This window comes from Streptomyces barringtoniae (genome assembly GCF_020819595.1).
GTDB classification, from domain to species: Bacteria; Actinomycetota; Actinomycetes; order Streptomycetales; family Streptomycetaceae; genus Streptomyces; species Streptomyces barringtoniae.
In genome coordinates, this window is sequence record NZ_JAJHNP010000004.1 from 241147 (window position 1) to 255071 (window position 13925).

The 13925-nt window shown below is 72.8% G+C and carries 15 protein-coding genes; 9 read left to right on the plus strand and 6 right to left on the minus strand.

The annotated features are described in order from the left end of the window. Nucleotides 1-60: 60 nt before the first annotated feature. Nucleotides 61-2454: an ATP-binding protein gene (locus LMU33_RS08220; protein ID WP_228618729.1), complete on the minus strand. Its 2394-nt coding sequence runs from the start codon at nucleotides 2452-2454 to the stop codon at nucleotides 61-63. A gap of 191 nt (nucleotides 2455-2645) precedes the next feature. Here LMU33_RS08220 and LMU33_RS08225 point away from each other — a divergent pair, with 191 nt between their 5' ends. From LMU33_RS08225 to LMU33_RS08245, 5 genes are all read left to right on the plus strand, one after another. Further along, nucleotides 2646-3101 carry a carboxymuconolactone decarboxylase family protein gene (locus LMU33_RS08225; protein ID WP_228618731.1) on the plus strand — a complete coding sequence of 152 codons (456 nt, stop codon included), beginning with the start codon at nucleotides 2646-2648 and terminating at the stop codon, nucleotides 3099-3101. A 124-nt stretch (nucleotides 3102-3225) separates the two neighbouring features. After that, nucleotides 3226-3621: an iron chaperone gene (locus LMU33_RS08230; RefSeq protein WP_228619080.1), complete on the plus strand. Its 396-nt coding sequence runs from the start codon at nucleotides 3226-3228 to the stop codon at nucleotides 3619-3621. A 186-nt stretch (nucleotides 3622-3807) separates the two neighbouring features. Then, nucleotides 3808-4899 carry a PP2C family protein-serine/threonine phosphatase gene (locus tag LMU33_RS08235; protein WP_228618732.1) on the plus strand — a complete coding sequence of 364 codons (1092 nt, stop codon included), beginning with the start codon at nucleotides 3808-3810 and terminating at the stop codon, nucleotides 4897-4899. Between the two features lie 124 nt (nucleotides 4900-5023). After that, complete coding sequence (locus LMU33_RS08240; RefSeq protein WP_228618734.1) at nucleotides 5024-6364, plus strand: NsdA family TPR-like regulatory protein; 1341 nt, start codon at nucleotides 5024-5026, stop codon at nucleotides 6362-6364. A 65-nt stretch (nucleotides 6365-6429) separates the two neighbouring features. After that, on the plus strand, nucleotides 6430-6966 hold the full coding sequence (locus tag LMU33_RS08245; RefSeq protein ID WP_228618736.1) for an NUDIX hydrolase: 537 nt from the start codon (nucleotides 6430-6432) through the stop codon (nucleotides 6964-6966). 19 nt (nucleotides 6967-6985) lie between these two features. Here LMU33_RS08245 and LMU33_RS08250 read toward each other — a convergent pair whose 3' ends face one another. Both LMU33_RS08250 and LMU33_RS08255 read right to left on the minus strand, forming a co-directional pair. Next, nucleotides 6986-7246, minus strand: coding sequence for a hypothetical protein (locus LMU33_RS08250; RefSeq protein ID WP_228618738.1), 261 nt, complete (start codon nucleotides 7244-7246; stop codon nucleotides 6986-6988). A 194-nt stretch (nucleotides 7247-7440) separates the two neighbouring features. Next, nucleotides 7441-8316, minus strand: coding sequence for a 3-hydroxybutyryl-CoA dehydrogenase (locus LMU33_RS08255; protein WP_228618740.1), 876 nt, complete (start codon nucleotides 8314-8316; stop codon nucleotides 7441-7443). 172 nt (nucleotides 8317-8488) lie between these two features. On the opposite strand from LMU33_RS08255, the gene LMU33_RS08260 reads away from it, so the two are divergent. After that, entirely contained in the window at nucleotides 8489-9727 is a 1239-nt protein-coding gene (locus LMU33_RS08260) for a glycoside hydrolase family 10-like protein (protein WP_228618741.1), read from the plus strand. Here LMU33_RS08260 and LMU33_RS08265 read toward each other — a convergent pair. Together LMU33_RS08265 and LMU33_RS08270 are read right to left on the minus strand one after the other, a co-directional pair. Next, nucleotides 9697-9921 carry a DUF1918 domain-containing protein gene (locus LMU33_RS08265; protein ID WP_228618743.1) on the minus strand — a complete coding sequence of 75 codons (225 nt, stop codon included), beginning with the start codon at nucleotides 9919-9921 and terminating at the stop codon, nucleotides 9697-9699. The genes LMU33_RS08260 and LMU33_RS08265 overlap by 31 nt on opposite strands. A 20-nt stretch (nucleotides 9922-9941) precedes the next feature. Next, nucleotides 9942-10853, minus strand: a complete 912-nt coding sequence (locus LMU33_RS08270; protein WP_228618745.1) for a DMT family transporter — start codon at nucleotides 10851-10853, stop codon at nucleotides 9942-9944. On the opposite strand from LMU33_RS08270, the gene LMU33_RS08275 reads away from it, so the two are divergent. The 3 genes from LMU33_RS08275 (at nucleotide 10852) to LMU33_RS08285 (ending at nucleotide 13476) form a co-directional block, all read left to right on the plus strand. Beyond that, a complete protein-coding gene (locus LMU33_RS08275; protein WP_228618746.1) occupies nucleotides 10852-12330 on the plus strand; it encodes an aminotransferase-like domain-containing protein in 1479 nt (492 codons plus the stop codon). The genes LMU33_RS08270 and LMU33_RS08275 overlap by 2 nt on opposite strands. A 17-nt stretch (nucleotides 12331-12347) precedes the next feature. Next, nucleotides 12348-12809: a GNAT family N-acetyltransferase gene (locus LMU33_RS08280; RefSeq protein WP_228618748.1), complete on the plus strand. Its 462-nt coding sequence runs from the start codon at nucleotides 12348-12350 to the stop codon at nucleotides 12807-12809. A 73-nt stretch (nucleotides 12810-12882) separates the two neighbouring features. After that, nucleotides 12883-13476, plus strand: coding sequence for a histidine phosphatase family protein (locus LMU33_RS08285; RefSeq protein WP_228618749.1), 594 nt, complete (start codon nucleotides 12883-12885; stop codon nucleotides 13474-13476). Here the strand turns inward: LMU33_RS08285 and LMU33_RS08290 are convergent. After that, a complete protein-coding gene (locus LMU33_RS08290; protein WP_228618751.1) occupies nucleotides 13458-13910 on the minus strand; it encodes a DUF6314 family protein in 453 nt (150 codons plus the stop codon). The two genes, LMU33_RS08285 and LMU33_RS08290, sit on opposite strands and share 19 nt — an antisense overlap. Nucleotides 13911-13925 lie beyond the last annotated feature (15 nt).

Consider the following 13925-nt stretch of genomic DNA (forward strand, 5'->3'; position numbering starts at 1 on the left):
CGGGTCTTCCGTGGCCGGCCGCGCACACGCGGCGGAGCCGCGCATCGAACTCAGCGCCCCTTACGGAGCGCTGAGTTCCCGTATGCCCTCCTGCGCCAGTGCCTCCTCGTGCTGGTTGTCGAGCCTCCTGGCCAGCTCAAGGGCCTCCCGGTGCAGCCGCAGCGCCTCTTCAGGGAGACCGGCGAGGCGGCAGGTCTCGGCGTAGCCGTTGAGGAAATGGATCTTCCAGTGTTCCTCGAACAGCTCGTCCAGCAGGGCGAACGCCTCCCGGTGGCTGGCCAGCGCCTCCTCGTAGCGGCCCATCTGCCGCAGCGCCACGCCCATGCAGTTGAGACACCATGCCTGGTTGTTCAGGTGCCCGTCCTCGCGGGCCAGCGCCAGTGCCTGACGCAGCTGCTCCGCCGCCTCCTCGGGGTCCTCCCGGGCGATGGCCACGCCGAGCGTGATCCGGGCGGTCAGACCGGGCGGCCACGCGGCATCGGTGTGCGGCAGGCCCAGCACCTCCCGGGCCCGCCGGGCCGCCTCCGCGCGGTGTCCCAGCTGGAGCATCGTCCAGGCCTCCGACGCGGCCGCGTGGGCCGCTCCCGCCGGGCAGCCGGCCTGCTCGTACAGCTTCCCGGCCAGCCGGAAGAGTTCCAGCGGCTCCTCGGCCTGTCCCGCGTCCCAGCTCAAGTAGCCGCGGCGGACGGCCAGTTCGGCCTCCGCCCGCGCGTCCCCCGCCCGGGACAGCCGCAGTCCGGCCGCCTCGTACGCCGCGGCGGCCTCGGCCATCCGGCCCGCGTTGTAGCGTGCGTAGCCCAGATCGCTGTGGGCCTCGGCCAGTTGCACCGGATCGTCCAGGCGCTCGGCCGCGGCCAGCGACCGCTCGAAGAGGACGTTGAGATGTATCGTGCCGCAGCGCCGCGCGAAGTAGGCCCGCAGGAAGCGCGGCAGCTCGCACACGTGCACATCGGCGCCGACGGCGGCCGCGGTCTCGAAGGCCGCCATCAGGTTTCCGTACTCCGTCACGAACCAGGCGAAGGCGGCGTTCTTGTCCCCGAACCGCGGAAGTTCGGCCGGGCGGTGTCCGGCGGAGGGCGGCCGGCCGGGTGACAGGAACGGCATCGCGGCGTCGGCGGCGGCCGCCGCGTGCACGTAGTAGTCGAGCACCCGGCCCAGGGCCCGCTCCCGGTCGGCCGGCGAGTCCTGTTCCGCCGCGGCCCGCCGCGCGTGCTGGTGCACCAGGTCGTGCAGCCGGTAGCGGCCCGCCGTCGGCTGCTGGACGAGGTGTGCGTCGAGCAGGTCCTCCAGCATCGCCCGGGCGCTGTGCAGCGGCACGTCCGCCAGCGAGGCCACCACGTACTCGTCGAACGACTCCCCGGGCAGCAGGCCCAGCTGCCGGAACAGCCGGGCCTGGGCCCGGTTCAGCTGCCGTACCGACATCGCGAACGCCGTGCTGAACGCGGCGTCGAACTCGCCCGCGCCCTGCGCCATCCGTTCGGCGAGGACGCCCACGGTCCAGCCCGGCCGGTGCCGCAGCCGCGCTCCCGCCAGGCGCAGGGCCAGCGGCAGATGGCCGCACAGCCGCAGCACCTCGGCGGCGGACTCCGGATCGCGGCCCAGCCTGCCCCCGGGCCCGTCGGGCTCGCCGCTGGCCCGGGCCAGCAGCCGGGCGCTCTCCTCGGGGCTCAGCACGTCGAGCGAGACCGGGGGCACCTCGTCCAGTCCCAGGAGCCGGTTGCGGCTCGTGACCAGGGCCACGGAGGGCCCGGCACCGGGCAGCAGCGGGCGCACCTGCTCGGCGTCGGCGGCGTTGTCGAGGACCACGACGACCCGCCGGCCGGCCAGCTCCGAGCGCCAGCAGGCGGCGAGTTGCTCCAGCCCGTCCTGCGGGACCTTCTCGGACGGCACGTCGAGCGCGCCGAGCAGCATCCGCAGCGCGGCGTCGGGATCCAGCGGCGGCCGGCCCTCGGTGAACCCGTGCAGGTCGACATAGAGCTGCGCGTCCGGGAAGTCGGCGGCGAGCCGGTGCGCGGCGTGCACCGCCAGACAGGTCTTGCCGACGCCCGCCATGCCGTCGACGGAGACCGCCCGATGGCTCGCGACGGCGGCCAGCACGGCCGCGAGCCGCTCCTCGCGCCCGGTGAAGTCGGGCACGTCGCGCGGCAGGTCGTTACGGGCCGGCGGGCGGCCCTGGCGGGTGCTCTTCGGGGGCGCGGGCAGGGGGTTCGAGGCCCGCTCCCACACCGGACGCAGCGGGCGGGGGTCGCGTTTGACGAGGCGGCAGAGGGCGACCACCGCGGGCCAGGGCGGCACGGTCTGCCCGTTGAGGTAGCGCGAGAGCGATGAGGAGCTGAGGCCGGCGTCCCGCGCGAGGGCCCGTACGCCGAGCCCGGACAGCTCCTGCAGCAGGCGCAGCCGGGCCGCCAGCTCCTCCTGTGGATCGGCCTTCGCCGTCCGTGCGTGCGCGTCCACTGTTACCCCCCGGTCGTCGTGTCCCGTGCCGCCGGAAGTCTTCCGGCCCAAGTCGCCGCTGGTCAAGGCCGTTTCAGCTGTCCCACGGTGTCCCAACGCCGTGGCCCGGGCAGCCCGCTGCGGCTGTCATGGAGTCACGCCCCGACGCCAGGGGCACCGACCACGAAGGACCAGCAGAGGAGCGGAACGAGATGCAGTCCCGTATGCAGAACCCCGCCGTCGTCCTGTCCGACGCGATGCAGCCCATCCAGCAGCTCTTCAAGGCCGTGCACTCCGGCGGAGTGGACGAGCAGACGCTGGAGCTGGTGCATCTGCGGGTCAGCCAGATCAACGGGTGCAGCGCCTGTGTCGACGCCGGCGCCAAGACGGCCCGCAAGGCCGGAGTGGGCGACGAGCGGCTGGCCACGGTCGCGGCCTGGCGGGAGGCCCCGTACTTCACCGACGAGGAGCGGGCGGCCCTGGCGCTGGCCGAGGCCGCGACGCGCCTCGCCGACCGTCCCGACGCGGTGAGCGACGAGGTCTGGGACACGGCCGCCACCTACTACGACGAGAAGCAGCTGGCCGCGATCACCCTGATGATCGGCGTCACCAACCTGTTCAACCGGCTCAACGCCACCACCCGCCAGATCGCCGGCGCGTGGGGCTGACACCCGCCGTCCCCGACCCCACCACCCCCGCGACCGGAGGAAGCCCGCTGTGAAAGCCACGCAGAACACCGCCAGGACCACCGCCACCCCGCCCGAGGGATTCACGGACGAGGAGCGAGCGGCGATGAAGGAACGGGCCAAGGAGGTCAAGGCGGCCACGCGCGGCGCGTCGCGCGCCGCCAAGGCGGCGGAGGACGAGGCCGCCGTGCTCGCCCGGATCGCCGAGATGCAGGACTCGGACCGGGTCATGGCCGAACGGCTGCACGCCGTTCTCAAGGCGGCCGCGCCCGAGCTCGCCCCGAAGCTCTGGTACGGGATGCCCGCGTACGCCCTGGACGGCAAGGTCGTCTGCTTCTTCCAGAGCGCGGAGAAGTTCAAGTCGCGCTACGCCACCTTCGGCTTCAGCGACCGGGTGAACCTCGACGAAGGCACCATGTGGCCGGCCTCCTACGCCCTGAAGGAGCTGACCGCCGCCGACGAGGCGAGGATCGGCGAACTCGTGGGGAAGGCCGTCGGCTGAGGGCCCACGGAGCCCGTCATCCCATCGGCGAGCTGCATAAATGCGGGTCGACCGGCGCGGGCTCACTCGTTCGGGTGGGAACTTCTGGCGATCCGGTCTTCCCGGGCCAAGCCCTCGACAGAATCGGACCGGCCTTTCGGGGTCGGTCCGTCTGCTCTTTCGGGGTCCACATGGGGGACCAGAGGCATGATCCGCATCAAGGCACGGGCGCCCACCGCGCGGGGGGCCGTACTGCCCACGGTCTGGGGAGCCGCGGCGGTCGCCTACAAGTTCGGCTGCCCGCTCGCTCAGCAGAACGGCCTCGGCGCGCGCATCGTCACCAGCGCCGTCTTCTTCGCCGTCGGTACCGGGCTGATCTTCCATGTCCGCCGGGCGCTGCTGCGGGAGCTGCGGCAGGTCCGCCGGGTGGCGCGGGCCGCGCAGAGCGTCGTACTGCGTCCCCTGCCGCCACGCCTCGACGGGCTGAACATCGCCGCCGCCCAGTTGTCGGCGGACCGGGGCGCGTGCGTGGGCGGCGACCTGTACGAGGCGATCGCCACCGAGCACGGGGTGCGGGTGGTGATGGGCGACGTACGCGGGCACGGTCTGGCCGCGCTGGGCACGGTCGCCGCCGTCCTCGGAAGTTTCCGCGAGGCCGCCCACGACGAGCCCGAACTCGGCGGTGTCCTGGGCCGTTTGGACCGCGCCCTCGCCCGGCACCTGCGCGAACGCGCCCGGGCCGAACACCCCGCGAACGGCGGCCAGGACCCCGACCACCCGGTCGCCGAGGAGTTCGTCACCGTCCTGCTCCTGGAGATCGACCGCGACGGCCGGCTGCGCGCCCTCAACTGCGGTCACCCGTGGCCGTATCTGCTCAGCGGCACGAGGGTCGAGGCGTTGACGCGCGTCGACCCGCTTCCGCCACTGGGTCCGTTCCCGCTCCCGGCCGATTTGGAGGCCGAGTCCTGTGGTCATCTTGTCCCGGGTGAGTCCCTGGTCCTCTTCACGGACGGAGTGGAGGACGCGCGGGACAGCCGGGGCCGGTTCTTCTCGCTGCCGGGGACGCTGAGCGACGTCGTACGCGATCACCCCGTCTCTCCCCAGACGGTCCTGCGCACCGTCTTCAGGGCGCTCCTGCAGCATACCTCCGGCAAACCCACGGACGACATAGCACTACTGGTCCTGCGGAACGATCGAACCTGGGGCGAACCGTCCTGCCCGGGGGTGCGGCACCCCCGTAGCAGGCCCGGCCAAGCCACCGCTTTTCGAGGGGGAGCCGGCGGCTTGGCCGGCACCTAAGTCAACCGGTTCGGCACGCTGAGCGACAACGCGTGTACAGCGCGGATGCACGTGTTCCGTTCACACCCCGTGTGAAAGCGGGCGCACTACGCTGAACCGCACCAGGCCACCCGGGGGGCATCCCATGCAGCCCAACACTCTGCTCGACGCGATCCTGGACGAGGCGGGGATCTCGCACGCCGGTCTCGCCGCCCACGTCAACCAGGCGGGCCGGAGACGGGGCCTCGCGCTCCGTTACGAACACACCGCCGTGGCACGGTGGCTGAAGGGCCAGCGACCGCGCGGGCAGGTCCCCGACCTGATCTGCGAGGTGCTCGCCGCCCGCCTGCACCGTCCCGTCACCCTCGACGACATCGGCCTGGGCGTGCCCGGCGAGCCCGGCGCCCCGCACGTCGGCCCGCTGAACGGCTTCGTCGAGCGGGCGACCGCCCTGTGGCGCTCCGACGAACAGCAGCGGCCGCACGTCCTGGGCGCCCCCGCCGTCACCGGGACCCCGGCCGTGATGCCGGTCTGGGAGTGGGAGAACCCGCCCGAGGACGTCGATGTCTCCCGCGGCGGCCGGCACCGGGTCACCGCGGCCGACATCGAGATGCTGCGCGCCGCGCGGACGCACTACGAGCAGATGTACCGCAAGGCCGGCGGCATCGCGACCCGCACCAGGATCGTCGGCTTCCTCAACGCCGAGGCGGCGCCGCTGCTGCGCGGCAGCTACACCGACGCCACCGGACGCCAACTGCACCGCGCCACCGGCGGGTTGGTGGCCATCGCGGGCATCTGCGCGTACGACTCCGACGCCCACGGTCTCGCCCAGCGCTACTTCCACCAGGCGCTGCGGCTGGCAAAGGCCAGCGGCGACCGGGGACTTGGCGCGTACGTCATAGCGCTGCTGGTCAACCAGTCGCTGTTCATGCGGGAGTACCGGCAGGCGGTCGCCTTCGCCGAGGCCGCGCTGCGGGCCGCCGGCAAGCACATCACCCCGGCGCTCGCCTCCGACCTGTACGCGATGCAGGCCAAGGCGTACGCCCACCTCGGCGACTCCGCGGGAGCCCTGTCCTGCATCCGGCGCGCGGAGACGGCGGCCGAGCGGATCCGGCGCGGCCACGAGCCCGATGAGACCGGCTATGTCCAGCCGGGCCTGGTCAATGTGCAGGTGGCCGAGGCACTGCTCAGCCTCGGCGAGCTGGCCGCCGCCCAGGAGCACGCGGCGGCGGCCGTGGACAACCCGGCCCACGACCGGGGGCGGGTGCACCGGCTCGCCATGCTCAGCACCATCGAGCTGCGCCAGGGCAACGCCGACAAGGCGGTCGCCGCCGCCGTGCAGATGGCCGAGCAGGCACGCGGAATGGAGTCCCAGCGGCTGCGCGACAGACTCCGCGCGGTACGCGAACACCTGGCGCGCTGTGGCTCGGCCGGCACTGCCGAAGCCGCCGAACTCATCGACGGGGCACTGCGCGTACCGCTGTAGGCCCTCTGTAGGTGCACAGTTCCTGCTGCGATATTGCCACTTACTCGGCGGAAGGTGGCAGAACCGTGCAGTGGACGAAACAGAACGAGCAAACTGTGTACGCAAACCGCTGGTTCAGCGTCAATCTCGCAGATGTCGAGTTGCCGGACGGCCGGCACCTGGACCACTTCCTGATCCGGCTGCGGCCGGTGGCCGTGGCCACCGTGGTCAACGAGGCGAACGAGGTGCTGCTGCTGTGGCGGCACCGCTTCATCACCGACAGCTGGGGCTGGGAGCTGGCCGCGGGCGTCGTCGAGGACGGCGAGGACATAGCGAGCGCGGCCGCCCGGGAACTGGAGGAGGAGACCGGCTGGCGGCCGGGGCCCCTGCACCACCTGATGAGCGTGGAGCCGTCCAACGGCCTCACCGACGCCCGGCACCACATCTACTGGTCCGACCGGGGCGAGTACATCGGGCATCCCGTGGACGACTTCGAGTCGGACCGCCGGGAATGGGTCCCGCTCAAACTCGTTCCCGACCTGATCGCCCGTGGGGAGGTCCCGGCCGCCAACATGGCGGCCGCGTTACTCCTGCTGCACCACCTCAGGCTCGCCGAGGGCTAGCGGGCCCGGTGCCCGGCGCCTAACGGGCGGCCAGCGCCTGCCAGACCGTCACGACGAGTGCTCCCAGGGCCGTGAGCGCGGCGAGTGACGGCAAGGGCCAGCGCGCGTGTTCCAGGGAGATCATCCGGGAGTTCAGCTCGTCGACTTCCTTGGCGGTCTCCTTGGTGCGGTGACTGAGCAGCGCCAGCCCTCCCTCGACGCGGGCATACGCGACGTCGAGACGGCGACGTAACTCTGCGAGTTCCTCCTGGACCACGGAATGATCGGAATCGGTGGTCACGGTTTCCTTCCTCTCTGTAGCCGAATGTGGTTCCGCCACATCCGTTGCATGGGCATGAAGAGTGAACTCTGCTGGTGGGCGCGTGGGGAGCGTGTGCGAGGGGCATATGCGTGCCCGGCGCGCACACGGTGTGTGAAACAGATGGGCCCGGCACCGAGTTCGGTGCCGGGCCCGTAAGGCGTAGCTCTGTGTGATCAGCCGTAGGTGTAGAAGCCCGACCCGGTCTTCCGGCCCAGCCGGCCCGCCTCGACCATGCGCTGGAGCAGCGGGGGAGCGGCGTACAGCGGCTCCTTGTACTCGGCGTACATGCTGTTGGCGATGGAGACGATGGTGTCCAGGCCGATCAGGTCGGACAGCTTCAGCGGGCCCATCGGGTGGGCGCAGCCCATCTCCATGCCGTTGTCGATGTCCTCGCGGCTCGCGATGCCCGACTCGAACATCCGGATCGCGGAGAGCAGATAGGGCACGAGCAGCGCGTTGACCACGAAGCCGGAGCGGTCCTGGGCGCGGATGGCGTGCTTGCCGAGCGTCTTCTCGGCGAAGACCTGGGCGCGGCCGAGGGTGCCCTCGGAGGTGGTGAGCGCCGGGATCAGCTCGACCAGCTTCTGCACCGGGGCCGGGTTGAAGAAGTGGATGCCGACCACGTGGTCCGGGCGGGAGGTGGCGACCGCCAGCTTCACCAGCGGGATCGAGGAGGTGTTGGAGGCGAGGATCGCGTCCGGGCGGGTCACCACCTGGTCGAGGACCTGGAAGATCTCCGTCTTCACCGGCTCGCTCTCCACGACGGCCTCGATCACCAGGTCGCGGTCCGCGAACTCGCCGAGGTCGGTGGTGAAGGTGAGCCGCGCCTGCGTGGCGTCCAGCTCCTCCTCGCTGATCTTGCCGCGCTCGGCGGCCTTGGCCAGGGAGTTGAACAGCCGGGTACGGCCGATCTCCAGGGCCTCGCCGGTGGTCTCGGCGACCTTCACGTCCAGTCCTGCGCGGGCGCACACCTCGGCGATGCCGGCGCCCATCTGGCCGCAGCCCACGACTCCGACGCGAGCAATGTCTCCCGTTGGGATGCCCGTCACATCGTTCCCTTCGCTGGTTCTCCGGCTCGCTGGCAGGACCTCCGGGTTTCGGCGCCTGCTCCGATCGAGCACGTTACCGTCAAGTATCGATGATCGATCGGCCGGGTGGGTGCATTCTGTGGCGCGGAACGATCCGTGAGGGAGCGGATCCGGAGCGTATGGGGGTGTGCACATGGGGCATCTGTCACGGCGGGCCTTCACACTGGCGGCGCTGTCGACGCTGGCCACGGCGCAGGGTGCGGTGCGGGGTGTGGCTGCGGCCGCGGGTCGCCGGCCCCGCGCGGCCGCCGAGATGCGGGGCGTGTGGCTCGCGACCGTGTCCAACCGGGACTGGCCGTCCCGGCCCGGGCTCACGGCCGCCGCGCAGCGGGCGGAGCTGACCGCCCATCTCGACCGGGCGGCCCGCGACCGGCTCAACACGGTGGTCTTCCAGGTACGGCCCACCGCCGACAGCCTGTGGCCGTCACCGCACGAGCCCTGGTCCGAGTACCTCACCGGCACCCAGGGCAAGGACCCCGGCTGGGACCCGCTGGGCACCGCGGTGCGGGAGGCCCACGCCCGGGGCCTGGAACTGCACGCCTGGTTCAACCCGTACCGGATCGCGAACCACGCCGACCCCGGCCGGCTCGCCGCCTCGCACCCGGCCCGCAAGCACCCCGACTGGGTGGTGCCCTACGGCGGGAAGCTCTACTACAACCCCGGCCTGCCCGAGGTCCGCGCCTTCGTCCGGCAGGCGATGCTCGACGCGGTCGCCAAGTACCCCGTCGACGCCGTCCACTTCGACGACTACTTCTACCCGTATCCGGTCGCGGGGCAGACCTTCGAAGACGACGACGCCTACGACCGCTACGGCGGCGACTTCTCCGGCCGGGCCGCCTGGCGGCGGGACAACATCAACAGGCTGGTGCGGGAGATGGCCGTCGGAATCAAGCGGGTCCGGCCCGGCACCCGGTTCGGGATCAGCCCCTTCGGGGTGTGGCGCAACGCCTCGGCGGATCCGCTCGGCTCGGACACGCGGGCGGGCGTGCAGACCTACGACGACCTGCACGCGGACACCCGCAGATGGGTGCGCGAGCACTGGATCGACTACATCGTGCCGCAGCTGTACTGGAACATCGGCTTCGCCGCGGCCGACTACGCGAAGCTGGTCGAGTGGTGGGCGGCGGTCGCGAAGGGCACGAAGACACGCCTCTACATCGGCGAGGCCCTGTACAAGGCCGGGGCGGCCGGGCAGCCCTCGGCCTGGCAGGACCCGGTCGAGCTGTCCCGGCACCTCACCTTCGCCGCCGGCTACCCGCAGGTGCGCGGGCATGTGTTCTTCGCCGCCAAGGACGTGGCGGCCGATCCGATCGGGGCGATGTCACGCGTGATCACCGACCACTACGGGCGATCGGCGAAGCCACCCCGCTGATTCGCCTGATCGTCGCGGTGCTTGACCTGGCAGTCGGGTCCGGGGGACATGATCGCCTCGTGTCCGTCCTTGAACCGTACGCGGTAGGGCGGGCTGCCCTCGGCACCCAGGACCTCGACTACTTCCGATTCCTGGTCGTGTTGGCCGACCACCCTGCCGTGCTGTACAAGATGGTCGCCCTTGGATGCACGCATGTCGCAGGCCCTCCTCATGATCACGACCGCTGTGTGACGGCGATGCATACGAGCACGGCGACGGCGGTCACCGGAGCGGCCGCCGTGAAGTGCTCGCCCAGTAGCAGCGCCGACCACACCAGTGTGAGCAGCGGCTGAGCCAACTGCAACTGGCTGGCCCGGGGGATGCCGATGACCGCCATCCCCCGGTACCAGACGACCAGGCCGAGGAACTGCGAGCCCAGTGCCACCCACAGCAGGCCGGCGATGCCGTGCCCGGTGAGCCGGACGGGTTCGTACGCCAGCGCCAGGGCGGCGGCCGGCACGCTCAGCGGCAGGCACAGCACCAGAGCCCAGCCGATCACCTGCCAGCCCGGCATGATCCGGGCCAGCCGGCCGCCCTCGGTGTAGCCGGCCGCGCACACCAGCAGGGCCGCGAACAGATACCCGTCGGCGGTCGTGAGCGCGCCGCCGCTCTGCCCGACCGTGAAGGCGACCACGGCCGCGGCGCCCGCCAGCGCAGCCAGCCAGAACCGGCGCGAGGGGCTGCTGCCGGTGCGCAGCGCCGAGAACACGGCCGTGGTCAGCGGCAGCAGTCCCACCACGACGGCGGCGTGCGCGGTGGTGGAGGTCTGCAGGGCGAGCGTCGTCAGCATCGGGAAGCCGGCCACGACACCGGCGGCGACGACGGCGAGACCCGGCAGATGCCGCCGCTCCGGCAGCGGTACCCGCAGGGCGAGGAGGCAGCCGCCCGCGACGAGTGCGGCGAGCACACTGCGCACGGCCACCAGCGTCCAGGGACCGAAGCCCTGCAGACCCCAGGCGGTGGCCGGGAAGGTCAGGGAGAAGGAGGCGACGCCGAGGGCGGCGAGACCGGTGCCGAGACCGCGGCGCTCGCGGGGAGCGGTGACCGCTATCGGGCTCGGTGCAGTAGCGCTACTCTGTGTTCTCATGCACCAGCGTAGCAGCGTCACTGATCTGGCAGAACAGCTCCGGCGAGACCTCGACCGCTACTCCGTCGGTGGAAAGCTCCCGTCGAGCCGGGAGCTGGTCGAGCGGTTCCGCGTGAGCCCGGTGACGGTCTCGCGGGCCCTCGCCCAGCTGGCCGCCGAGGGACTGGTGGTCACCCGCCCCGGGGCCGGCGCCTTCCGGGCCCGGCCCGGTGCGACCCAGTGCCCGGCCGGGGACACCTCCTGGCAGGAGGTCGCGCTGAGCGCCGACGGCGCCGCCGAGCTCGTACCGCGCACGGTGGACGCGTCCGGGGTCACGGTCTCCCTGGCCGCGCCGCCCCCCGGCGTGCTGGAGTTCAACGGCGGCTATCTGCATCCCTCCCTCCAGCCCGAGCGGGCCATGGCGGCGGCGCTCGCCCGGGCCGGGCGGCGGCCGGGTGCCTGGGGGAGGCCGCCGCTGGAGGGGCTGCCGGAGCTGCGGGAGTGGTTCGCGCGCGGCATCGGCGGAGGCGTCACGGCGGCCGAGGTGCTGATCGCGGCCGGCGGCCAGTCCGCCCTGGCCACCGCCCTGCGCGCGCTCGCCCCGCCCGGCGCCCCCGTCCTGGTCGAGTCGCCCACCTACCCCGGCATGCTGGCGATCGCCCGCGCCGCCGGACTGCGCCCGGTCCCGGTGCCCGTCGACCCCGACGGAGTGCGCCCCGAGCTGCTCGCCGACGCCTTCCGGGCCAGCGGCGCCCGGGTGTTCGTCTGCCAGCCCCTGTTCCAGAACCCCACCGGTGCCGTCCTGGCCCCCGACCGGCGCGCCGAGGTGCTGCGCATCGCCCGCGAGGCCGGCGCCTTCGTCGTCGAGGACGACTTCGTACGGCGCCTGGTGCACTCCGACGCGGGCCCGCTGCCCCGCCCGCTGGCCGCCGACGACCCGGACGGCGTGGTCGTGCACGTCGGCTCGCTGACCAAGGCGACCTCGCCCAGCTTCCGGGTGTGCGCCCTGGCCGCGCGCGGTCCGGTGCTGGAACGTCTGCGCGCCATCCAGGTCGTGGACAGCTTCTTCGTCCCCCGGCCGCTGCAGGAGGCGGCCCTCGAGCTGGTCGGCTCCCCGGCCTGGCCGCGCCATCTGCGGGCGCTGTCGGCCGAGTTGAAGGCCCGCCGCGACGCCATGACGGCCGCGCTCGCCCTGCACCTGCCCGAACCGGCCCTGCCGCACATCCCGTCCGGCGGCTACCACCTCTGGCTCCGCCTCCCCGACGGCACGGACGAGGGCGCCCTGACCACGGCCGGCCTCCGCGCCGGCGTCGCCCTCACCCCCGGCCGCCCCTACTTCAGCGCCGAACCCCCCGCGCCCCACCTCCGGCTGAGCTTCGCGGCGGTCGCCGGCACCGGGGAGATCGCGGAGGGTGTACGGCGGCTGCGGGCGGCCTGTGACGAGGTGTTCCAGGGTCTGCGCGGCGCGCCGAAACCCGTTCGACCGGCACCGCGTTGACCTGCGAGGATCACGCCATGGACAGCGCGCCCCGACTCCCCGACGGCTACGAGTTCTCCGCCGACCCCGCCCGCGTCGACGTCGACCGGGTCCACGGCTGGCTGTCGACCGACGCCTACTGGGCGATCGGCCGGCCCCGCGAGAAGCACGAGCGGGCGATGGCGGGCTCGGTGAACTTCGGGGTGTACGAGCGGGCCTCGGGGGAGCAGGTGGCGTACGCGCGCGTGGTCACCGACCAGGCGCTGTTCGCCTGGCTCGCCGATGTGTACGTGGACCCCTCGGTGCGCGGCAAGGGCGTCGGCACGGCCTTCGTCGGCCGCATCCGCGACCACCTGAGGCCGTACGGACTGCGCCGCATCCTGCTCGCCACGGAGGACGCGCACGGGGTGTACGAGAAGCTGGGCTTCCGCTCGCTGGACCGCCCCGGCCAGTGGATGGTCCACCCCTTCGAGCCGGAGGGAGCGGCCGCGTCCGAGTGACCGGCCGCACACCCCTGGTAACTCACAGCGGCCACCCCTTGACCTGCGCTCACTCGAGGCACACCATCACCGCATGCCACTGAGGGTGACGTTCGTCGCCGCTGCGCGCAGCGCCCCGCTGCTCGCGGAGCGCTTCGAGGACGACCGGCCGCTGGACCAGGCCGGCTGGGACGAGGTGCAGCGCGCCGCCGGGGACCTGCTGCCGCTGGCCGCCGCCGAGCTGCGGTACTGCTCGCCGACCCCGCGCAGCCGGGCCACCGGCGACGCCCTGGGGTACGCCCCGCTGGTCCAGCTGGCGCTGCGGGACTGCGACATGGGCCGGTGGCGCGGGATGACCCTGGGCGAGGCGATGGCCCGCGAACCGGAGGCGGTGGACGCCTGGCTCGCCGACCCGCGCGCCACCCCGCACGGCGGCGAGTCCCTGCTGGCCTTCATCTCCCGGGTCGGGGGCTGGCTGGACACCCGGCCGGCCGAGGACGGCGGCCGGATCGTGGCCGTCGCCGAGCCCGCCGTGATCCGCGCGGCCCTGGTCTACGCCCTGAAGGCGCCGCCCGCGACCTACTGGAACATCGACGTGCGCCCGCTGTCCACGTCCACCGTCACCGGCCGCGCGGGTCGCTGGAACCTCCGCCTCGACGGCGCCTCGGCTCAGCCCTCGCGCACGTAGTCCGTGGTCAGCAGCAGGTCCTTCGCCGGTCCGCCGACCCGCCACACCGAGCGCCAGCGGTCGGCATCCCGCATGGTGAACTCGCCCCGGTAGAGGTCGGCCGCGCACGGATGCTCGGCGACGTACCGCCCCGAGCGCAGGTCCAGCGAGTGAAAGGGCCGCCCGTCCGCGAACCGCACGTCCGCCGTGCCCGGCGCGGGCCCCGGCAGGAACCGCAGCGTACGCGTGGCGGGCCGGGTCACACCGTGCCACGTGAAGGCGCCGGACTCCTCGTGCAGCAGGCCTCCGGCCGTGAGCGCGGTGAAGTCGGTCGTTCCTGAGAAGTGGCCGGCGTCTCCGTTTGCCAGGTCCTGCACGCTACGTTCGACGCGCCAGCGGCCGGCGAGATGGGCCAGCACATCGGGGACCGGCCAGTACCGGGGCTGCGCATCCATGAGGCGAGCTTACGA